Consider the following 22315-nt stretch of genomic DNA (forward strand, 5'->3'; position numbering starts at 1 on the left):
GGAGCCAAACGGCCCCTGACCATAAGACGACATGGGCGCGAAAGTGCCCCACTCCCGCCACGCCGGCAAATCACCTATATGATGAGCCAACCTCGCGAGTACCCCAAGCCTTGACCGAACAATTCCGTATCGAGCGCCCGCAATTCGACCCGGCGACGGGTAGCGCCAGTTTCGGCTATGGCCTGGACGGCCTGCGCTTCGTCGAAACGCTCGGCCTCCCGGCCGGTGCCGATGCTGCGGCGGCGGCGAGCCCGGCATTCCGGAAACTGCTCGATCTCACCGCGGTGGTATTGGGCGTCAGCTATTTCAAGCTGCGCGCACCCTTCGTGATCGCCGCGCCCGAAATCGCCCTTTCCGAGGCCGAGCGCGCCTTCGCCATTGATATCTATGAGAACGGCCTGGGCGAGTTCTACGCGCGCAACAACCTGATGCGCTTCGGCAAGCTCTCGATCGAGGCGCCGCATGACGCAGACGAGACCGGGCCCGCCGTGACCCTGCCCAATCGCACCCTGCTGCCCATCGGCGGGGGCAAGGATTCGCTGGTCAGCGTCGATCTGCTCAGCCATGTCGGGGTCGATTTCACGCCCTTCGCCGTCAACCCCAAGGGCCCGATCCTGACCTCGGTCGAGACCATCGGCACGCCGCCGGTCTATGTCACCCGCACGCTCGATCCCGAAATGATCCGGCTGGGCCAGGAGCCCGGCTACTACAATGGCCACGTGCCCTCAACCGCGATCAACTCGATGATCGCCGCCCTCTGCGCCCTGCTCTACGGCTACAACCAGATCGTGCTCTCCAACGAGCGCTCGGCCAGCGAGGGCAATGTCGAGTTCGATGGGCGCGAAACCAATCACCAATATTCCAAATCGCTTGGCTTCGAACTGTTGATCGCCGCGATCCTGAGCGATGCCACCGGCGGCGCGCTCAAATATTTCTCGCTGCTGCGCCCCTATTCAGAAGCCCGTATTGCCTCGCTGTTCACGCACGAAACCAAGTTCGACCGCGTGTTTTCCAGCTGCAATCGCAATTTCCGGCTGGCCGGTCATGATGGTCCGCTCTGGTGCGGCGAATGCCCAAAATGCCACTTCGTCTTCCTGATCTTTGCCCCCTTCATGCCCAAGGAGCGGCTACTGGCGATCTTCGGCAAGGACCTGCTCGATAATCCGGCCAATGAGGGCTCGTTCCGCGAGCTAGCAGGGCTGGCCGGACAGAAGCCGTGGGAATGCGTGGGCGAAATCCTCGAAGCCGCGGCCTGCCTCTACACACTGACGCGCCACGCCGACTGGCACGAGGCGGCCGTGGTTCGTGCGGTCAAGGCCGATCTCTTCGCCCAATATGGCGAGCCCAAGCTGCAGGCGGCGATGGCCGAATGCCTGACCGACAGCCACGATCATCATATTCCCCCCGCACTTGCCGCCAAGGTGGCCGCCTATGCGGTTTGAAGAACCTATCCTGCTCTATGGCGCCGGGCGCGAGGCCCTCTCCACCCGCGCCTTCCTCAAGGCGCGCCAGCCCGATCTCAAGGTCTTCGTTACCGTCGACAGCGGCGACGCCGATATTCCCGATACCGAGGTCATTGCCCCGGCGGACCTGATAGCGGCCATAAGGGCGCACCGCTTCGGCCACATCGTCAAGAGCCCGGGGGTCTCGCGCTACAAGGATGTGTTCGACATCGCCCGCGACGCCGGCATTCCGGTCACCTCGAACCTCAATCTCTGGGGCGCCGCCTATCGTGTCGGCCGCACGGTCATCGCCATTACCGGCACCAAGGGCAAATCGACCACCGCGACGCTGGTGCATCTGATGCTGACAAAATCGGGCATCGACGCGGGCCTGGCCGGCAATGTCGGCCTGGCGCCCCTCGATATCGCCGACCAGCATCCCGTGGTGATCTTCGAGCTCTCCAGCTACCAGACCGCTGATATGAGCTTTCTGCCCGATATCGCGGCAGTGACCAATCTCTATCCCGAACATGTCGACTGGCACGGTTCGCTTGAGCGCTACTATCGCGACAAGCTGCACCTGATCGACCGCGAAGGCGGCTTCCCCATCGCCCTGGGTGCGGCGGCCAAGGGCAATGCGCGGGTGGCCATGGCGGTGCGCGACCACCGCCGGCTGATCCGCGACCTGACGCCTGAGGAAACAGCCGCCATCGACAAGGCCGCGGCCGGCTCTCGCCTCAAGGGCGCCCACAATCTCGACAATGCCCATCTGGCCGCCTGCATCGCCCTGGCGGCCGGCGCGACGCTCGAGGGCGTGGTGCATGGTATTGCCGCGTTCATCCCCCTGCCGCACCGGCTGGAAGAGCACCAGTTCGGCGGAACGCTTTTCGTCAACGATTCAATCTCCACCACCCCCGAGGCCACCAAGGCCGCGCTTGCCGCCTATAAGGGCTATCGCCTGGCGCTGATCGGCGGCGGCCATGAGCGCGAACAGGACTATGGCGAACTGGCGGGGCTGCTTGCGGGCTATGGTGTGACCACTGTCGCCTGCCTGCCGGTGACCGGCATGCGCCTTGCGGCAGCCACCCATATCGCGGCGCCGCACATAACAGTATTGCCCGCACTCGATCTCGAAGCAGCCATGCACGCTCTGCACCAGCATCGCGATGACTTCGACGCACTGATCCTGTCGCCGGGCGCCCCGTCCTACAACCAGTTCAAGAATTTCGAGGCCCGTGGGCTCCGATTTGTCGAACTCGCGCAAGCCATTTTCGGCTAGCAGGTGTCGAAATTGGCAGTTCTCGTGGAACGGACCGCGGCGTAGGCGCATCGTTGGCGTTGGCGCACTAGCCGCCTAGAAGGCGCGCATCAATGCCTGCGGCGGAACGCCCGCTTCGACCAGCGCACCGCGGATCGACTCCACCAGCGACTCATCGCTGATACGCTCGCGCAGGCGCGGCAGCACGCCCTTGGCTCGGAACGCCGGCACATCGAGCACTTGCGGCAGATAGCGGTTGACCACCGCGCTATCGCCTGCTCGTTGCGCCGCCATGATGGCGAGGATCGGCCCCAGTTCTCGGTCGGCCTCGGCATAGCGCTCGGCGCTCGCGATCGCCCTGGCAAGATCACCATCCCGCAGAGCCAGCAGGGCCGGCACCCCGTGATACCAGGCCGGTGGATTGGGCGTTCCCTCCGCCGCATCGCGCGCCATGGGCTCCGCCTCGCTCAAGCTGCCGCCAAGGGCCAGAATGCGGGCAAAGCCGGCCAGCGCGTCGGCATTGGCAGGGTTGAGCTGGACGGCCGAGGCGAAATCGCCCCGCGCCAGAGCAAGCGCGCCCTGCGCCTCACGCAGCCGGGCCCGCTGTTCCCACACGAAGCCACTGATCGGATCAAGATCCATGGCGCGCTCCAGGCCGACCCCGGCGATGCGAAACCGGTCGGCCAGGCTTGTCTCGACCGCCATGGAAGGGCTGCCACGCTCGGCCACCAGACTGGCCGTGGCGGCAAGGGCCTCGGCACTTTGCCTGTCGGTCTCCGGCAGGGCGGCAAAGCAGGCATCGGCCCGCTCGGCCTCCACCGCGCCACCCGTTTCGCGATAGAAATCGAACAGCACCCTGCAGAAATAGGGGCTGATCTCCACCTGCTCTGCTGTGCCAGATATGAGCATTTGCCGGGCTGCGGCGTGCAGCGGTCCCCGAGGGCTGCCGAGCACCAGCGCGAACGCCTTCGATACTCCATCCAGCACGCCCGGCGTCATCGCCTCGGCCGGGGGTACGGCAAGCGTGTGATTCCACACCACACTGCCTGTCCGGCTTTCGGTGAGGATGGCGCTGTATTGCACCACGCCCGCATCGAGCCGCACGATACCGCTGAGCACGAAATCGTTGAGCGGCAAATCGTCCGGCATGACATTGGCTTCGCCATCACCCCCATATCGGACATCGAAGGTCCCGAACTGCTCGAGATCGGTCACCAGTTCGATGGCCAGCCCCGACACCTGGGGCAACAGATTTGCGCCGACCGATAGATCCTGGAACTCGACAATGCCGACGCTCGGGCGCTGCGGCGCGCCACCGGGTTGAGCCAACAGATCCCGCCCCCGCCCCCATTCGCCGAGCGCGTAGGCGACCGTAGCGGTGACCAATGCCATGACGGCGAGCATATACCAGGACATCGGCAATCTGCTGGAGGGCCCGCGCGGGGCCTCGGCGTCCTTGGGCGGCAGCGGCGCCTGGCCGCCGGGCTCGTCACCTTCGGAGTTCTCGATGAACTCGGGGATGTAGCGCCCCACCGGCAGGCGTATCTGCAAGGTCTCGCCAAGGCCGGGGCCACGATAGTATTCATCGAGCAAGCTACGCAGACGGCGCGCCTGCACCCGCACGATCGGGTCTGCTTGCGGGTCGAAATCCACAGCGCGGCCGAACACATCCACGGCAATGGAATAGGCTTTGATGGACTGGACGTCGCCGTCCAGCTTGCGCCGTACGATATAGTCCAGAAAACGGGCAAGCTGCGGAGAGCGCGCGATTTCCGACCACGAGAGCAGTCGCTCGAGAACCGTCAGGATCGCCTCGCGATTCGGCACAGGCCCGGTCAAGAAAACCACCTCCCCGATAACCTGCATAGTGGCACTTTACATGTAAAACGCAAGGGCAGGTTACGTGGAAGTTACCTAAGCTTGCCTACCGCGACGCGCGCGCTTGCCGCATAGGGCCGGTCGCTGTCGCATGCAATGCGGCTCTGCTCTGCTCGGCTAGGCCCCGATCGGAGTTTGACCATCTGGTTTTGAACAGTACCGGCCGTCACCGCTCCCGCGGTGCGCAGGTATTCGTTTCTTTTTGCGAGATTGCCCCGCGCGGCTTGGGGCAACAGGGTGTGTATTGAGCGAAAATCCGGAAAACCAGCCATTCGTGGCGCTCGTTGATGACGACCAGCACTCGGCGCATCTGCTGACGCGCATGTTGCTCGCCCATGGCGCGCCCGACATCAGGTGGTATGGCGACGCAAATGCGGGCCGCGCCCGCCTGACCTCTGTACTGGCCGACCCCGCAACCAACTGGCCCGGTCTGGTCATCGTCGACCTCAAGGCCCACAGCAGTGCCAATCTCGAATTCGTCGCCTCCATCCAGCCCCTGATGCGCCAGAAAGGCGTTCTGGTCGTCGCAATGGTGCAACCGGCCGACCTCGCGCAACGCGACGGCCTACAGACCGCCGGGGCGGCAGCGGTCTTCGTCCGGCATGCCGAACTCGACGCCTATCGGCGCGAGGCAGCGAACATAGTCAGTTTCTGGGCGCGCAGTCAGCGCCTTGATGCGGTTGGCATGTAATACCTGCGTCCACAGGTTGCATGCCACGGTCGGGTGGGACGCTGCATCAGCGGTTTTCGGACTGCCCCTGCATTCCCAAGCGTCCCCCCGATCATTCCTACCTCTTTGTCCGCGCATCCCGCGGCTGAGAGGGCACCGGCCCTACTCCAAGGGGGCTGATGCAGGGGCGCGGTCGCGACACCTCCCGGTCGCGGCCGTACGGGGGGAGAGGCAAATTGGCAGCGCGCGGGTCCCTCAGCGCTGATGCCGAGGTCCATTGCTTCTCCCCGCGGCCCGTTCGGGCCAGAAAACCGCAAGCATGCTGCAAGATAGCTGGAAGAAATCAGGCCTGCTTGCCTGTGTCCTTCCGGTGGCTTTCATGCCGGATGATGTTGTGGGCCAGGGCGCGCAACGCGGCCAGCACGATCACCGCCAACAAGGCCACGCCGAACGCAACGATATAGTAGCCCAGCGCAGTCGCCAGGCCGACCGCCCCTGCGAGCCACATGCCAGCGCCCGTGGTCAGCCCCTGAACGCCCGCTCCCGACCGGAAGATCGCGCCGGCGCCAAGAAAGGCAATGCCGGCGGTCACTGCTTCCACGGAACGGATCGGATCGGCCTGAGGTCCGCCGGCGGTCTCGATTGTGTGAAATATCTCGAAGGCGAGGATGGTGAAGAGCGCCGCGGCAACCGCCACCAGGATATGGGTTCGCAACCCCGCCTCGGCGGTGTTGATCTCACGCTCGAAGCCGATCATCGCGCCGAGCAGGGCGGCGATCAGCAGGCGGATGGCGATGATGTGCTGGGGCAGATAGGTCTGCACGAAACCGAATTCGTTGCCGACATCCATGGCGAAAGTCCGAGTTTGTGACGCTGTGGTCACAACCCTGAATGGCGCGCTTGGTTCCTAGACCGTCTTGAGCCAGCCGCCATCGACGAAATAGGTGGAGCCGGTGGAATAGCTGGCTTTGTGCGAGCACATGAAGACGAAGAAGTTTGCCAGTTCCTCCGGGGTAGCGAAGCGCTTCATGCCGCCGGCCTCGTCGGCAACGCCCTGCAAATGCGCCTGCCAGCCGTCCTCGCCAGCGATCTGCTTGGCCGTCTTGACCCAGTCCGGCGTCAGCACCAGGCCGGGATTGATGGTATTGACGCGGATATTGTCCCCAACCACCTCGTTGGCGAGGGTCTTGGAAAACATCATCAGTGCCGCCTTGGTGGTGTTGTAGATCGGCTCATACCACAGCGGTTGCACGGCGCAGATCGAGGCATTGTGGAGGATTACGCCGCCACCGCGCGTCTTCATACCCGGCACCAGCCCGCGCGCCAGCCGCACCGCGGCCATCACATGCAGGTCCCAGTAATATTGCCACTTGGCGTCGTCGGCCTCGGCAATGGTCTCGTTCGACCCGGTCCCTGCATTGTTGATCAGGATATCGGCGCCGCCAAAGGCCTTGGCCGTGCCCTTGATGACCGCGTCGCAGCCGTCGGCTGTGGCGACATCGGCAGCGATGGCGGTGACGATGATGCCGAACCTGTCGGCAACGCGCGCCGCCTCGTCATCGGCGCGCTCCTTGTTGCGGCCGACCAGCACCAGATTGGCGCCTTCGGCGGCAAGGCCCTCGGCGACCGCCAACCCAATGCCGACCGTGCCGCCGGTGATGACGGCAACTTTGTCGCGCAGGTTCAGGTCCATGTGTATTCTCCCTTGCCGAAGCCCCCTCATCCGCCCTTCGGGCACCTTCTCCCACAAGGGGAGAAGGGGATGGAGCCGAAAGTTCTCAGCCGATCCCCTTCTCTCCATGCGGGAGAAGGTGGCGCGGAGCGCCGGATGAAGGGGCTACCTCGCCACCCTGATCTGCAGTTTCACATCACTCGGCCTTGCTTCCACCGCTCGGTCAAACGCAGCCTTGGAATCCTCGAAAGCAAACGTCTCGGAAATCAGCGGCTTGAGGTCCACCTTGCCCGAGGCGATCAGCGCGATGGCGCGGTCATATTGATGTGCGTAGCGGAAGACGTTCTCGATCCGCAATTCCTTAACCGAGGCACCGGCGATATCGACCGCCACCGGATCCACCGGCAGGCCGACCACCACGATGGCCCCACCCGGACGCGGCAGATCCATGATGGTCTTCCAGGCATGGGGCGAGCCCGAGCATTCGAACACCACATCGGCGCCCCAGCCTTCGGTCAGCCGCGCGACCTCCTCGACCACATTCCTGTCGCGGATATTGACCGGGATCACGCCCTGATATTGGGCCGCGATATCGAGCTTGGGCTGCGCCAGATCGGCCACGATGACGCGCGCGCAGCCGCCTGCCAGTGCGGCCAATGCCACCATGGTGCCGATGGGCCCTGCCCCCAGCACCACGGCCGTATCGCCGGGCGTGATCCTGGCCTTGGTGGCGGCCTGCATGCCCACGGCGAAGGGCTCGACCATTGCGCCTTCAGCAAAGCTCACATTGTCGGGCAGCTTGAACGTGTAGTTTGCCGGGTGCACCACTGCTGCCGTCAGCACGCCATGCACCGGCGGCGTCGCCCAGAAATTGACCGCCGGATCGACATTGTACATGCCCAGCCGGCTGGCCCGTGAATTGGGATCGGGGATGCCCGGCTCCATGCAGACGCGGTCGCCGATCTTGAGATGGGTCACGCCGGCGCCGACCTCGGTCACCGTCCCCGCTGCCTCGTGGCCCAGCACCATTGGCGCGTTGACCACGAAGGGCCCGATCTTGCCGTGGGTATAGTAATGCACGTCTGAGCCGCAGACCCCTACGGTGTGAATGGCGATCTTGACCATGCCCGGGCCGACATCCAGCGGCAGATCGATATCGCGCAGGGCCAGCTCGTGCTGGCGTTCAAGGACGAGGGCGCGGACTTGGGTCATTACAAATTCCTGCCAAAGGCACGGGGGGATTGGCCCGAGTTTCAAGTCAGGCCGAGTCGAAAATGCTGGCTTTCGAGAACCGGAGCGCAGCGTACATCAGTACGTGAGCACCGGAAGCGCAGAAAGTCATCATTTGCAGACCGGCATCACTTGAAATCAGGCCATTGCAGGCGGTTGCATCGCTCCCGTCATGATCGCCACTGCGTCGGACATCGAATAGTCCTTGGGATTGATCACCGCGATCCGCTTGCCCAGCCGATGGATATGGATGCGGTCGGCCACCTCGAAGACATGCGGCATGTTGTGGCTGATCAGCACGATGGGCATGCCCCGCCGCTTGACGTCCAGCATCAGTTCGAGCACGCGCCGGCTTTCCTTGACGCCCAGAGCTGCGGTGGGCTCGTCCATGATCACCACCTTGGAGCCGAACGCGGCGGCACGGGCCACGGCCACGCCCTGCCGCTGGCCACCCGAGAGGGTCTCGACCGACTGGTTGATGTTCTGGATGGTCATCAGGCCAAGTTCGCTGAGCTTCTCGCGGGCGAGCTTGTTCATTCTCGAGCGATCGAGCAGGCGGAAGATATTACCCAGCGGCCCCTGCTTGCGCATCTCGCGGCCGAGGAACAGGTTGTCGGCGATCGAGAGAGCCGGCGACAAAGCCAGGTTCTGGTACACTGTCTCGATGCCGGCGAGCCGGGCTTCCATCGGTGACTTGAAATGCACCGGCGAGCCATCGAGTTTGACGGTGCCTGCATCGGGGATCACGGCGCCGCAGAGCGCCTTGATCAGGGTGGACTTGCCGGCGCCATTGTCGCCGATGACGGCCAGGATTTCCCCCGGCATCAGCTCGAAATCAGCATGATCGAGCGCCACTACCTTGCCGTAGCGTTTCTGCAGCCCCTGGGCCGAGAGGATCGGTTGGGGTCCGGCGATGGGGGTTGCGGTAAGGCCCGCTGCCGTCTGGTCCAGGCTCATGCCGAGATCCTTCTGATCCACTGGTCGGTGGTGACTGCGATGATGATGAGGGCGCCAACGGCAAATTCCTGCCAGAGCACGTCGACGCCGGCCAGCGCCAGGCCGTTGCGGAACATGCCCACGATGAGCGCGCCCAGCAACGTGCCGACGATCGAGCCGCGCCCGCCGAACAGCGAGGTGCCGCCGATCACAACGGCAGTGATGGAATCGAGGTTCGCCGTCTGGCTGCCCAGTGGGGACACGGCGCCGACGCGGCCGATCAGCACCCAGCTCGCCAGAGCGCAGATGAACCCGGCCAGCGTATAGACGCCGATCAGCGTCATTTTCGTGTTGATGCCGGCCAGACGCGCCGCCTCGGGATCATCGCCCGTGGCGTAGATGTGGCGCCCAAAGGCGGTGCGGTTGAGAATGTACCAGATCGACGCCGCGATCAGGATCATCACCATGGACCCGGCCGTGAGGATCGCGCCTCCGCCCAGCGCCACCCGCGCACCCATCCAATGCAGCATGGGCGCGATGGCCGCGATATCCTGACTACGGATGGTCTCGGAATTGGAGATGAAGATGATCATCGCGCCGTAGATCGACCAGGTGCCCAGGGTCACGATGAAGGGCGGCAACTTGACCAGCGCCACCAGCACGCCATTGATCAGGCCGCACAATATCCCCGTGGCGAGACCCAGCACGAAGCTGATCTCGACCGGGACGCCGGCAACGACCGACAGCCGGCCCATCACGATTGAGGACAGGATCATGATGGCGCCGACCGACAGGTCGATGCCGGCGGTGAGAATGATGAGTGTCTGGGCAATGCCCAGCACGCCGATGATGGTCACCTGCTGCAGCACCAGCGACAGGTTGAACGGCGCAAAGAATTTGGAGCCGGCGGCGACCGAGAAGATGGCGATGCCGACAATCAGGACGATGAAAGGGATGGCCGTAGGATAGCTGTGGAGAAAGGCTTGTATCCGGCGGATTACGCCAGGCGATTCCTCCTCGAAACTCGCGACCGACTGGGCCGCACCGGCCAGACCCTTTTCGGCTACCGCGCTGCCGCTTGCATCATCACTCATCAATGCCCCTCCCCAGGGTCACTTGGAAAACCGGAAACAGGCCGCCCCGGAGGGCGGCCTGCGACATGCGTCAGGCCAGCTTAGCCCCAGCAGCGCTCAGCGCCAGCCGCGGTATCGATCGAAGTAACGCCATCGACCGGCTTGTCCGTCACCAGCGCAGCGCCAGTGTCGAAGAAGTCCAGGCCCGGCGATACCGGAGGCTTCTCGCCGGTTTCGGCGAACACCTTGATGGCTTCCATGGCCAGCGAGGCCATCAGCAGCGGATATTGCTGGCTGGTGGCACCGATGACGCCGTCCTTGACGTTGGCTACGCCTGGGCAGCCGCCGTCAACCGAGACGATCAGCACGGAGCCATCATCGCGGCCAGCAGCCTTGAGCGCTTCGAACGCGCCGGCAGCGGATGGTTCGTTGATGGTGTAGACCACGTTGATATCCGGGCACTTCTGCAGCAGCGTTTCCATGGCAGTACGGCCACCATCTTCGGCACCGGCGGTCATTTCATGGCCGCAGATACGGGCATCGGTCTCGTCGCCGTACTTATTGGGATCCATCACGTCGATGCCGAAGCCTTCCATGAAGCCCTGGTCGCGCAGATAGTCCACCGTCGGCTGGTTCACAGCCAGATCGAGCATAGCGATCTTGGCATTGGCAGCTTCGGCGCCCAGCGTTCCGGCAGCCCACTGGCCGATCAGGCGACCGGCCTGGCGATTATCAGTAGCAAAGGTCGCGTCAGCAGCATCGATCGGATCGAGCGGGGTATCAAGCACGATCACCAGGAGACCGGCATCGCGGGCCTGCTGGATGGTCGGCACGATAGCGCTGGAATCCGATGGCACGATGGCGAAGCCCTTGGCACCGGAGGCGATGAGGTTTTCGATGGCCGCGATCTGGCTGTCATTGTCGCCATCGAATTTGCCCGCAAAAGTGCGCAGCTCAAGGCCGAGCTCATCGGCCTTGGCCTGAGCGCCCTCGCGCATTTTTACGAAGAACGGATTGCCTTCAGTCTTGGTTATGAGGCCAACAATGACCTCCTGTGCATAGGCGGCCGTACCGCACATAAGGCCGAGCATCACGGCCCCGGCGGCCGCGACCTTCACAAACTTACCCATCAAAATATCCTCCCGAGGATTTCACAGGGGCGTCCGCGGCCCGCTTTTCCGGGGCCGTCGATCCGCCATGGTCCGGGTAAGATATCCTCCTTGCCCGTCCCCACGGCGGTCATAACAGTGCATTGAAGCGCGGCTGTCAATAAGTTTGTCCAAGTGATTTATTAATTGACAGAGCGCGATCGTTGCCCTTTCCTAGTCGCGAGGGAGCGCCATAAGTCAATGAAATCGATTGCAATTTGGCGTTTCATGCCGCCTATGGCTGATCCTGAAACAGCGCGCGGCGGTTAACGGAGGGGCGTCTTGATGGTCAGAAGGGGGATGGGACGCATCGGTCTGGATGATCTGAACCGGGGCACCAACCAGACAGGTGTGCGGCTCTATAATGAGCGTCTCGTGCTATCCCTGATCCGCCGGCATGGCAGCCTGCCAAAGGCCGATATCGCGCGCCGGACCGGGCTCTCGCCGCAAACCATATCCACCATCGCCAATGGCCTCGAGGCAGACGGAATCGTCATCCGGCTGGATCCGTTGCGCGGCAAGGTCGGCCAGCCGCTTGTGCCTTATGCCCTCAATCCACGCGGCGCTTTCTTCCTCGGCCTCAAGATCGGCCGTCGCAGTTCGGACATCGTCCTGATGGATTTCGCCGGCACTGTGCTGGGCCGTATCCACGAGCCGCACCCCTACCCCACGCCCGAGATCATCCGTGCCCTGGCCAGGCGCGGTATCGCTGAGTTGACCCGGTCACTGAACGACGCGGAGCGACTGCGCATTGCTGGCTTCGGCATCGCTTCGCCCTTCGAATTGTGGAACTGGGAATCCCAGCTCGGCGCGCCGCCGGACGTGCTCGAAGCCTGGCGCCAGGCCGATATTCGCGGCGACATTGCCGCCATCAGCCCATGGCCGGTCTATTTCCACAATGACGGCACCGCCGCCTGCGCGGCCGAACTTGTGCTCGGCAATGGCCAGCATGGGGAAGATTTTCTCTATATCTTTCTCGGCTCCTTTATCGGCGGCGGCGTTGTGCTCAATGGTCACCTGTTCCCCGGACGAACCGGCTATGGCGGCGCCATCGGCCCCCTGCCTGTGCCGACCAGCGATGGCGGATTCCAGCAGATCCTGCGCAGCGCATCGATCTATGTCCTGGCCGACCGCCTCGCCGCCGCCGGCGTTGACCCGCAGGTGCTGTGGCGCGAGCCGGGCCAATGGGGCGAACTGGGTCAGCCGCTGAACGAATGGATCGCCGATGCGGCGCGCAGCCTTGCCATCGCTGCCGTTAGTGCCGTCTCCATCATCGATTTCCGCACCATCGTCATCGACGGCGCCTTTCCCGAGACCGTCCGTGCGGCATTGGTCCGGGCCGCTAGGGCGGCCCTGATCAATTTCGACCTGCAGGGACTGGCGCCCTTCACCATCGCGGAGGGCACGATGGGCTTTGGCGCGCGCGAAATCGGCGGGGCCTGCCTGCCACTGCTGGCCAATTTCACGCAGGATCGCGAAGTTCTGTTCAAGGAAAACAGCTAATCCGCTGAACACAAACACAATTTCGGTTTGGTAACCAGTCCGCAACGACCACTCGGCTACATTTTGCACCCGTATGGCCTAAACCGGTAGCTAGATGCCGTCCAAAACCTCGACACTCGAGCGCCGGCACTTTTCCGCGGCCTTTCTGTTGCCCGTCGTTCTGGCGCTGGGCATAACGGCCGTCGCGACACTCGGCTTCGTCTTGTGGTCCACCGCAAGCATCGACCAGCGTTCTCTCGAACGGCAGACCAAAATGATCCACGAGGTCATGGACGCCCGGCGCGCCCGGTTGATCCACGAACTGGCCAGCGTCGGCGTCTGGGACGACTCCGTGATCAACACGCGGCTGATGTTCAACTTCAACTGGGTTCACATCAATCTCGGCACCTGGACGCAGGAGTTCTTCGGACATCACCAAACCGTCGTGTTCGACGGCGCAAACCGCCCGCTCTACATGATGCGCAATGGCAACGCGGTCGATGCGGAGGCCTATGCCCGCCAGTTGGGCCCGGTGCAGTTGCTGGTTGACCGCCTTCGGGCCCTGCCCCACATCCTGCCCCCGCCCCGAAAGCCACCCGAGCCGCGCGCCCTGGCTGATTTTGCGGTGGTTGAGGGCGTCCCCGCCCTGATCGGCGCAATGGCCCTGGTTTCCGATACGGGCGCCATCACCCAATCGCCCGGCACCGAACCCCTGATCGCCGCCGTGCAGTTTCTCGATGGCAACGCCGCCGCCCATCTGGCCCGCGAACACAGGTTCGAACAGGGCCGTTTCAGCCTCAGCCGGACCGATGATCCCGGTCGCGCCGTCTACCCGATTTTCAGTACCACGGGACGTTTCGTTGCCTTCTTCGAGTGGGACCGCGACCGGCCCGGATTGATGCTGCTGCTTCAGACCGGCCCGGCCCTGGTCGCCGCCTTCATCGTCGCGGCTATCCTGGTCCTGCTGTTGTTGCGGCAGTTGCGCCACTCATCGGCAGCGCTTGACGCGGGGCGACGCCATGCAGAGCACCAGGCGGCCCACGACCTGCTGACCGGCTTGCCCAACCGGACGAGCTTTGATGTCGAACTGGCCCGTATACTCGCGGAACGCACGGGACCTGACGCAAATCTGGCACTGATGATGCTCGATCTCGACCGCTTCAAGCAGGTCAATGACACGCTGGGCCATCAGGCTGGGGATGAACTGATCTGCGCCGTCGGCGACCGTATACGCGCAATCGTCGGACCTGCCGTGACGATCGCCCGGCTCGGCGGCGACGAATTCGTGATGTTGATCCAGGAACGCGACCACGGGACGACCCTTGCTCTGGCGACCCAGATCGTCGAGGCGATCGGCCAGCCTTTCGATCTTCGCCGTTTCAGGGCGCATGTTGGCGCCAGCATCGGCATCGTCCATGCCTCCGGCAGCAATGCCGATCCGCAGGAACTGATGCGCAAGGCCGACATCGCGCTCTACGAGGCCAAGGCCGGCGGCCGCAACCGGGCCGTCGTCTATGAAGAGCACATGAACGAACTGCTGCAGCTCCAGCACACCATCGAAGAGGAACTGCGCGAAGCCTTGCAGCGTGACGACCAGCTTTCGGTCGTCTTCCAGCCGCTGGTCGACCAGCGAACACGCAAGGTGATGGGCGCAGAGAGCCTGGCGCGCTGGCACCACCCGAAATATGGTCAGATATCCCCCGCGCGCTTCATTCCCGTGGCCGAGAACACCGGTCTCATCGAGGTCCTGGGCGAATTCGTGCTGCGCCGGGCCTGCGAGCTTGGCGCTACGGCGCCCGGCCGAACCATCGCCGTCAATATATCGCCCACCCAGCTGCGCAATCCGCGCTTTTCCAGCCAGGTCTTCGACATCCTGAGCCAAACCGGCATGCGGCCGGGCGATCTGGAGCTGGAAATCACCGAATCGATCCTGCTCGACAATGAGCATCTCTCGGGACAGAACCTGCGTGCCTTCCGTGCCGCCGGAATCCACATTGCGCTGGACGACTTCGGCACTGGTTATTCCTCGCTCAGCTACCTCAAGCGCTACCCCGTCGACCGCATCAAGATCGACCGCTCCTTTGTCTCCCAGCTCGCCGACGGCCACGTATCGGTGGCCATCACCCAGGCCATCGTCAGCCTAGCCCATGCCATGGACCTCGCAGTCACCGCCGAAGGAGTGGAGACCGAGGGGCAGGCAACGATACTGGGGCAACTGGGCTGCAACACCTTGCAGGGGTTCCTGTTTTCGGGCGGGGTGCCGGCGGAACAGATCACCGCGATCTTCGCCGACATGGCCAATGCGCCCAAGGACGTTAGCACCGAGGCCGTGCCGGCCTAGGCCATTGCCGCGAGTACGACACCCAGCCGTTTTTCGCGCGCCAGCAGACCAGCGCACCCTTTGCCCGCCCCCTCCCACACCGCCCTCAGCCGACATCGTCAAACAACTTGAACAGGCAGGGCGCGATATAGGAGTTCCGGCAGGTCGCCGGCGTATTGCGGAGCACTTCGGACACCTCGCGCCACCTGGGCCATCTGCGGCCGGCGCGCCGCGTCCGAGCGCCCCACCTCGAGCTGCGCCAGGGGCCTCGCCGGTTGACGGAAATCTCGACGCCGGCAAGCTCGCGCAGATAGTAGGGTCAGGTGGGGTTGGATTGGGTGAGCGAATAGACCAGGTAAATGACGGCGAAGAGCACGATGATGCCGCTCAACGACGTGATCAGCACGCGTAGATTCATCCTGCGCGGGCTGCCCTGCCGCACTTCGGTCTGGCTCTTCTTCGGATCATAGGTCTCCATGACGCTCTCCTCTGTCGGTTGATGGCAAACGTGTCCCATGCCATGCAGGTTCCGCTGGCCTTGACGCGGCCCGCATGCCGGCCGACCCTCGGCCATGAATGATACCCAGGATTGCCCTATGACCACTGCCGCCGCCCTCACCCGCATGATCATGGCCGGACAGGGCAAGGAACCAGCCGACCTTGTCATCAAGGATGTGCGCCTGCTCGACGTGATCACCGGCGCGTTGGCCGAGACCGACATCGCCATCGTCGGCGACCGCATAGTCGGCACCCACGCGAGCTATGAGGGCAAGACCGTCGTCGACGGTAAGGGCCGCTTTGCTGTGCCAGGCTTCATCGACACGCACCTGCATATCGAATCCTCGCTGGTCACCCCCTTCGAATTCGACCGCTGTGTGCTGCCGCATGGCGTCACCACAGTGATCTGCGACCCGCATGAGATCGCCAATGTGCTGGGCACCGAAGGCATCCGCTATTTCCTCGATTGCGCCGAACAGACGGTGATGGATGTACGGGTCAACCTCTCATCCTGCGTGCCCGCCACCGCCTTCGAGACCGCCGGCGCGGCGCTGGAGATCGAGGACCTCGAACCCTTCCGGTCCCATCCAAAGGTCATCGGCCTCGCCGAAATGATGAACTTCCCCGGCGTGCTCAATGCCGATCCCGGTATCATCGCCAAACTCACCGCCTTTCAGGACGGCCATATCGACGGCCACGCGCCGCTGCTGCTCGGCATGGGTCTCAATGGCTATCTGGCCGCCGCCATCCGTACCGACCATGAAGCCACGAGCGCCGCCGAGGCGCGCGAGAAGCTGGCCAAGGGCATGGCCATCCTGATCCGCGAGGGCTCGGTCTCCAAGGATCTCAAGGCGCTGGCCGAAGTGCTCGACGAGAACACCTCCTCCTTCGTGGCGCTCTGCACCGATGACCGCAACCCGCTCGACATCGCCGAGGAGGGACACCTCGATAGCTCCATCCGCCGCCTGATCGCCATGGGCCGGCCGCTGCATCATGTGTACCGCGCTGCCAGCCACTCGGCTGCCCGCATCTTTGGGCTCAATGACCGTGGGCTCGTCGCCCCCGGCTGGCGCGCCGATATCGCCCTGCTTGATAGCCTTGAGGATTGCCGCGTCAGCGATGTGGTGACCGCCGGACGACTGGTGGGACCGCACCTGTTCGCCGCGCGCCGGCCCGTCGCCGCGGTCGGCTTGAGCTCGATGAAGGCCAAGCCTGTCGCCCCGGACGACTTCATCGTGCCGGTCCGCGCCGACCGCAACCAGACGCCGGTGATCGGCGTCAAGCCGGGCCTGATCCTGACCTTCCGCGAATCCGCGGTTCTGCCGAGCAGCGATCGCGGCACTCGGCCCGATCTCGAGGCCGATGTGCTCAAGGTCGCGGTGATCGAGCGGCACGGCAAGAACGGCAATATCGGCCGCGGCTTCGTCAAGGGCTTTGGCCTCAAGCGCGGCGCCATCGCCTCCTCGGTTGGCCATGACAGCCACAACATCACTGTCATCGGCGCCACCGACGAGGACATGGCCGTGGCCGTCAACCGGCTGATCGAGCTACACGGCGGCTTTGTCGTCTCGGACGGCGGCCAGGTGACGGCAGAGCTGGCGCTGCCGATTGCGGGGCTGATGAGCCCCAAGCCGTTCGAAGAGGTGACGCATGATCTGCACGCTTTGCGGCAAGCAGCTTACGCCCTTGATTGCAGCTTGCCGGAACCTTTCTTGCAGGTTGCTTTCCTCGCGCTGCCCGTCATCCCCCACCTCAAGATGACCGACCGCGGCCTGTTCGACGTCGACAAGTTCGACTTCGTCGACTGAGGCAACCAGGCTAGTGCCCGTCGCGCGACTTAACCTTGCGCCGGGCCGCATGCAGCAGCGGCTCGGTATAACCGCTGGGCTGGTCGGCGCCGTGCAGGGCCAGGTCGAGTGCGGCCTGGAAGGCAACAGACTGGAAGTTTTCAGCCATCGGGCGATAGAGCGGGTCGCCGGCATTCTGCTCGTCCACGACGGCGGCCATGCGCTCGAAGGTTGAGGTCAGCTCGTCGCGGCTGACCAGGCCATGGCGCAGCCAGTTGGCGACCGCCTGGCTGGAAATACGGCAGGTGGCTCGGTCTTCCATCAGCCCGACATTGTTGATGTCGGGCACCTTGGAACAGCCCACGCCCTGCTGCACCCAGCGCACCACATAGCCCAGGATGCCCTGCGCGTTGTTTTCCAACTCGCGGGTGATTTCCTCGCGGCTGAGCGAGAACGGCGCCTGGATCGGCATTGAGAACAGTTCGCCCAAGCCCGGCACCGCCTGGTTATGCCGGCGCTTCTGTGCCTCGAACACGTCGACCTCGTGATAGTGCAGCGCATGCAGGATCGCGGCGGTGGGCGACGGCACCCAGGCGGTATTGGCCCCAGCATTAGGATGAGCGGCCTTGGAGGCCATCATCGCCGCCATGTCGTCAGGCCGCGCCCACATGCCCTTGCCGATTTGCGCCCTGCCCGAGAGGCCACAGGCCAGCCCAATCAGCACATTGCGATCCTCGTAGGACCCGATCCAGCGCTCCGACTTGATCTCGTCCTTGCGCAGCACGGCGCCTGCTTCCATCGAGGTGTGGATCTCATCGCCGGTGCGGTCGAGGAAGCCGGTATTGATGAAGAACACCCGCTGGCGGGCTTTGTAGATCGCCGCCTTGAGGTTGGCCGAGGTGCGGCGCTCCTCATCCATGATGCCGATCTTGATGGTCAGCGGCGCGAGCCCCAGCATCCTTTCGACCGAGGCAAAGATGGCGCAGGCGAAGGCCACTTCCTCCGGGCCATGCATCTTGGGCTTGACGATGTAGATGGCGCCCGTCGTGCTGTTGACCTTGTCCTGCATGGCGCAGAGCACGGTCACCGCCGCGTCCATCAGCCCCTCGCCGATCGGCTTGCCATCGAACAGCACCGCGTCGGTGGTCATCAGGTGGCCGACATTGCGCACTAGCAGCAGCGAGCGCCCCTTGAGCACCAGGGGCGCGCCGTTGACGTCCTTGTAGATCCGGTCCGCATTGAGCTTGCGGGTGACGGTCTTGCCGCCCTTTTGGAAGGTATCTTCCAGCGTGCCGTTCATCAGGCCGAGCCAGTTGCGATAGACGCCCACCTTGTCCTCGGCGTCGACCGCGGCGACAGAGTCTTCGCAGTCCTGGATGGTGGTGAGCGCCGCCTCGACAATGATGTCGCTCAGCCCCGCCTTGTGCGTGCCGCCGATGAGGCTGCCCGGCTCGATGACGAGAATGACATGCAGGCCGTGATGGCGCAGCACCAGTTCGCCCTTGGCCTCGGTGCCGCCATAGCCGACGAAGGCGCCCGGGTCGCGCAGGCCAGTGCGGCCGGCCGCAGTGTCGACCTGGAGATGGCGGGCCTCGCTATCCTTGATCACGTGATAGCCGGTGACGTCGCGATGGCTGCCGCTGGCGAGCGGAAAATTCTCGTCGAGGAACGTGGCGGCCTTGTCGACCACCGCTGCCCCGCGCGCTGCATTGAACCCCTGCCCCGGCGCAAGGTCGCCATCGCGGCCGATGACATCGGTGCCATAGAAGGCGTCGTAGAGACTGCCCCAGCGGGCATTGGCGGCATTGAGCGCGTAGCGCGCATTGGACACCGGCACCACCAGTTGCGGACCGCATAGCGTGGTGATCTCGGGATCAAGACCGGTGGTCTCGATGGTGAAGTCGGCCGGCTCGGGCACCAGATAGCCGATCTCGCGCAGGAAGAACTCATAGCCCTGCGGATTGTTGGCGACGGCACCGTATTTGCGATGCCAGTCATCAATCTGACCCTGGATCTGGTCGCGCTTGCCCAGCAGCGCCACATTGGTGGGCCCATGCTCGGCAATGATTGCGGCAAAGCCCGACCAGAACTGCTCGGCCGTAACGGCGAGGCCCGGGAGCGCTTCCTTCTCGACGAAATCGACCAGCAGGGGATGGACGGAGAGGCCGGACTTCGTGAGGTAGGTGGTCATTCTTGGTCCTTCTTCTTTCTTACCTCTCCGTTGGGGGAGAGGTCGGCGCGACCGCGCCCGGTGAGGGGGCCTTCTCATTTGCCCGTTGCGTGGGGGAGGCCCCCTTACCCGACCGAAGACGGTCGACCTCTCCCCCAGGGAGAGGTGAAGAGGCGCTCGACCCGCAAACCCGAGCGCAACCTATGGCAAGCCCATTGCCCTCACAACCCGCCTAAAGTCGACTTCGCCCTTGCGCCAGCGACATAGACTTCGGCGATCGCCCGGTCGTCTCCGAGCGTCTGCAGCAGGAACAGTTCTTCGACCAATGACGTCACCGTCGCCAGGCGCAGCGCCATGGCGGGGGTGGCGCCGGCATTGAGCACCACAAGGTCGGCCGCGTTGCCCGGCGCGATAGCGCCGATCGTGCCCTCCAGCGAAAGCGACCGCGCATTACCCAGGGTCATCATGTAGAACGAGTTGAGCGGCGTCAGCCGCTGGCCGCGCAATTGCAGCACCTTGTAGCCCTCGTCGAGCGTACGCAGCATCGAATAGCTGGTGCCCCCGCCAATATCGGTGGCAACGCCAATGCGCACGCCCGCCTTGCTGAGCCGCTCGTGGTCGAACAGGCCGGAGCCGAGAAACAGGTTGGAGGTCGGGCAGAACACCGCCACTGAACCGGTCTCGGCCAGCACGCGCGTCTCGCGGTGGTTGAGATGGATGCAGTGGCCCAGCAGCATCTTGGGACCGAGCAGGCCATAATCCTCGTAGATGCCGGTATAGTCGGGCGAGCCCGGATAGAGCTCCATCGCATAGGTGATCTCGGCGGCATTCTCGCTGAGATGGGTCTGCACGTAGCAATCGGGGTGCTCGGCCACCAGAGTCTGGGAGGCCTCGAGCTGTTCCGGCGTCGAAGTGAGGGCGAAGCGCGGCGAGATAGCGTAGAGGCCCCTGCCCCGGCCATGCCAGCGCTCGATCAGCATCTTGGTGTCGTCATAGCCAGACTGGGCAGTGTCGCACAGCGCCTCGGGCGCATTGCGATCCATCATCACCTTGCCGCCCACCATCAGCATGTTGCGCTTTTCGGCTTCGGCGAAAAACGCATCGACCGACTGTGGGTGGCTGGAGCAATAGGCGACGGCCGTAGTGGTGCCGTTGCGGATCAGTTCGTCAAAAAAGGCACTGGAGATGGCGCCGGCATGGCCCTGCTGGCCGAATTTCTGCTCTTCGACGAAGGTGTAGGTATTGAGCCATTCCAGCAGCGAAGCGGCATAGGAGGCGATCATCTGGCTCTGCACATAGTGCAGATGCATGTCGATGAAGCCGGGCAGGATCAGGTGCGGGCGGTGGTCGATGACCTCGGCAATATCGTCGGAGACGAAATCGCCGACGGCGATGATCTTGCCATCTTCAATGGTGATCGCGCCATCCTCGAGATAGCGGTAGCTCGCCGTATCATCGACGCCCTGGGGCTCGCTGACGAAGGTCAGCACCCGGCCGCGCAATATGGTCCGGCTCATTGCCCCGAGCCCTCGCGGAACCACTCGACGATCAACGCCCGCTCCTCATCGGTCATCTCGCTGACATTGCCCGGCGGCATGGCATGGGCATAGCCGGCCTGGATGGCAATGTCCTTGGCGTGGTTGGCAATGGCGATATCATTGTCGAGGATCACGTTCCTGGGTGCTTCATAGACGCCCGGCCAGGCCGGCTCGGCCGTATGGCACATGGCGCAGCGGGTCTGCACGGTCAGGCTGGCTGCCTCGAAATGAGTTGCTGCGAGAAAGGGTTCGGCCGCACGAGACGCCACCTCCTCTCCCGCCGAACCCGGCAGCTTCGGGCCTGAAGACAGCCAGGCGATGATGATGAAGAGGATCACCGCGACCGGCCAGGTCCAGTGCGGATTGCCCTTCCGCGCATGGCGGGTGTTGAAATAGTGCCTGATGACCACGCCGACGAGGAAGATCAGCGAGGCGATGATCCAGTTCCACTGCGTGGCAAAGGCCAGCGGATAGTGGGACGAGAGCATGAAGAAGATGACGGGCAGCGTCAGGTAGTTGTTGTGCAGCGAGCGCTGCTTGGCGACCTTGCCATATTTGGCATCGGGCACACGGCCCGCCTTGAGATCGCCCACCACGATCTTCTGGTTGGGGATGATGATCATCGCCACATTGGCCGCCATGATAGTCGCCGTGAAGGCGCCCATATGCAGCATCGCCGCGCGGCCGGTGAAGAGCTGCGTATAGCCCCAGCTCATGGCGACGAGGATAGCGAACAGCACCAGCATCAGCCCGGTGGTGGAATTGCCGATGGGCGACTTGCAGAGCGCGTCATAGAGCACCCAGCCGAGCACGATGGAGCCGATAGACAGACCAATCGCCGCCCAGACCGGCACGTCGAGCACATTTCGGTCGATGAGATAGAGGTCAGCCCCGACATAGTAGATCATCGCCATCAGCATCAGGCCGGAGAACCAGGTCCAATAGCTCTCCCATTTGAACCAGGTCAGGTGCTCGGGCAAAAACTCCGGCGCCACCAGGTATTTCTGGATGTGATAGAAACCACCCCCGTGCACCTGCCACTCCTCACCATGCGCCAGCGGCGGCAGGCTCGGCGTCTTGCGCAGGCCCAGGTCAAGCGCAATGAAATAGAAGGACGAGCCGATCCAGGCGATGGCGGTGATCACATGCAGCCAGCGCACCGCAAAGCTCAGCCATTCGAACAAGATTGCATAATCGGGCATTCGTTCTATCC

At 63.8% G+C, this 22315-nt stretch carries 17 protein-coding genes; 6 read left to right on the forward strand and 11 right to left on the reverse strand.

Annotation, left to right across the window (positions count from 1 at the left end):
* Positions 1 to 110 precede the first annotated feature (110 nt).
* Together V6M52_RS08180 and murD are read left to right on the forward strand one after the other, a co-directional pair.
* Positions 111 to 1442: a hypothetical protein gene (locus V6M52_RS08180; protein ID WP_332693878.1), complete on the forward strand. Its 1332-nt coding sequence runs from the start codon at positions 111 to 113 to the stop codon at positions 1440 to 1442.
* Entirely contained in the window at positions 1432 to 2721 is a 1290-nt protein-coding gene (murD, locus tag V6M52_RS08185; protein WP_332700660.1) for a UDP-N-acetylmuramoyl-L-alanine--D-glutamate ligase, read from the forward strand. The genes V6M52_RS08180 and murD overlap by 11 nt, the downstream gene beginning before the upstream one ends.
* Before the next feature lie 75 nt (positions 2722 to 2796).
* Here the strand turns inward: murD and V6M52_RS08190 are convergent, their stop codons facing one another.
* Entirely contained in the window at positions 2797 to 4539 is a 1743-nt protein-coding gene (locus V6M52_RS08190) for a tetratricopeptide repeat protein (protein WP_332700661.1), read from the reverse strand.
* A 283-nt stretch (positions 4540 to 4822) separates the two neighbouring features.
* Here V6M52_RS08190 and V6M52_RS08195 point away from each other — a divergent pair, with 283 nt between their 5' ends.
* Positions 4823 to 5269, forward strand: a complete 447-nt coding sequence (locus tag V6M52_RS08195; RefSeq protein WP_332693887.1) for a hypothetical protein — start codon at positions 4823 to 4825, stop codon at positions 5267 to 5269.
* 322 nt (positions 5270 to 5591) lie between these two features.
* On the opposite strand, the gene V6M52_RS08200 is transcribed toward V6M52_RS08195, so the two are convergent.
* From V6M52_RS08200 to V6M52_RS08225, 6 genes are all read right to left on the reverse strand, one after another.
* Complete coding sequence (locus tag V6M52_RS08200) at positions 5592 to 6098, reverse strand: MgtC/SapB family protein (protein WP_332693890.1); 507 nt, start codon at positions 6096 to 6098, stop codon at positions 5592 to 5594.
* A 57-nt stretch (positions 6099 to 6155) separates the two neighbouring features.
* Positions 6156 to 6941: an SDR family NAD(P)-dependent oxidoreductase gene (locus V6M52_RS08205; RefSeq protein ID WP_332700662.1), complete on the reverse strand. Its 786-nt coding sequence runs from the start codon at positions 6939 to 6941 to the stop codon at positions 6156 to 6158.
* A gap of 144 nt (positions 6942 to 7085) precedes the next feature.
* Entirely contained in the window at positions 7086 to 8132 is a 1047-nt protein-coding gene (locus tag V6M52_RS08210) for an NAD(P)-dependent alcohol dehydrogenase (protein WP_332700663.1), read from the reverse strand.
* Positions 8133 to 8288: 156 nt separating this feature from the next.
* The gene (locus tag V6M52_RS08215; protein WP_332693900.1) at positions 8289 to 9107 is read right to left on the reverse strand and encodes an ATP-binding cassette domain-containing protein; all 819 of its coding nucleotides are present in this window, start codon (positions 9105 to 9107) and stop codon (positions 8289 to 8291) included.
* Positions 9104 to 10180 (reverse strand): ABC transporter permease, encoded by a 1077-nt coding sequence (locus V6M52_RS08220; RefSeq protein WP_332693903.1) that lies wholly within the window; start codon positions 10178 to 10180, stop codon positions 9104 to 9106. The genes V6M52_RS08215 and V6M52_RS08220 overlap by 4 nt, the downstream gene beginning before the upstream one ends.
* An 80-nt stretch (positions 10181 to 10260) precedes the next feature.
* The gene (locus V6M52_RS08225) at positions 10261 to 11289 is read right to left on the reverse strand and encodes a sugar ABC transporter substrate-binding protein (RefSeq protein WP_332693906.1); all 1029 of its coding nucleotides are present in this window, start codon (positions 11287 to 11289) and stop codon (positions 10261 to 10263) included.
* Positions 11290 to 11607: 318 nt separating this feature from the next.
* On the opposite strand from V6M52_RS08225, the gene V6M52_RS08230 reads away from it, so the two are divergent.
* Both V6M52_RS08230 and V6M52_RS08235 read left to right on the forward strand, forming a co-directional pair.
* A complete protein-coding gene (locus V6M52_RS08230) occupies positions 11608 to 12810 on the forward strand; it encodes an ROK family transcriptional regulator (protein ID WP_332700664.1) in 1203 nt (400 codons plus the stop codon).
* A gap of 94 nt (positions 12811 to 12904) precedes the next feature.
* Positions 12905 to 15130 (forward strand): putative bifunctional diguanylate cyclase/phosphodiesterase, encoded by a 2226-nt coding sequence (locus tag V6M52_RS08235; RefSeq protein ID WP_332700665.1) that lies wholly within the window; start codon positions 12905 to 12907, stop codon positions 15128 to 15130.
* Positions 15131 to 15428: 298 nt separating this feature from the next.
* Here the strand turns inward: V6M52_RS08235 and V6M52_RS08240 are convergent, their stop codons facing one another.
* Positions 15429 to 15587 (reverse strand): hypothetical protein, encoded by a 159-nt coding sequence (locus V6M52_RS08240; protein ID WP_332693916.1) that lies wholly within the window; start codon positions 15585 to 15587, stop codon positions 15429 to 15431.
* A 118-nt stretch (positions 15588 to 15705) separates the two neighbouring features.
* On the opposite strand from V6M52_RS08240, the gene ade reads away from it, so the two are divergent.
* Positions 15706 to 17415, forward strand: coding sequence for an adenine deaminase (gene ade, locus V6M52_RS08245; protein ID WP_332700666.1), 1710 nt, complete (start codon positions 15706 to 15708; stop codon positions 17413 to 17415).
* Between the two features lie 10 nt (positions 17416 to 17425).
* Here the strand turns inward: ade and V6M52_RS08250 are convergent, their stop codons facing one another.
* From V6M52_RS08250 to V6M52_RS08260, 3 genes are all read right to left on the reverse strand, one after another.
* Entirely contained in the window at positions 17426 to 19585 is a 2160-nt protein-coding gene (locus tag V6M52_RS08250; RefSeq protein WP_332700667.1) for a malate synthase G, read from the reverse strand.
* Positions 19586 to 19785: 200 nt separating this feature from the next.
* The gene (gene guaD / locus V6M52_RS08255) at positions 19786 to 21081 is read right to left on the reverse strand and encodes a guanine deaminase (protein WP_332700668.1); all 1296 of its coding nucleotides are present in this window, start codon (positions 21079 to 21081) and stop codon (positions 19786 to 19788) included.
* Positions 21078 to 22304 (reverse strand): urate hydroxylase PuuD, encoded by a 1227-nt coding sequence (locus V6M52_RS08260; RefSeq protein WP_332700669.1) that lies wholly within the window; start codon positions 22302 to 22304, stop codon positions 21078 to 21080. Before V6M52_RS08260 ends, guaD begins: the two co-directional genes overlap by 4 nt.
* Positions 22305 to 22315 lie beyond the last annotated feature (11 nt).

Source organism: Devosia sp., assembly GCF_036676215.1.
Taxonomy (GTDB): Bacteria; Pseudomonadota; Alphaproteobacteria; order Rhizobiales; family Devosiaceae; genus Devosia.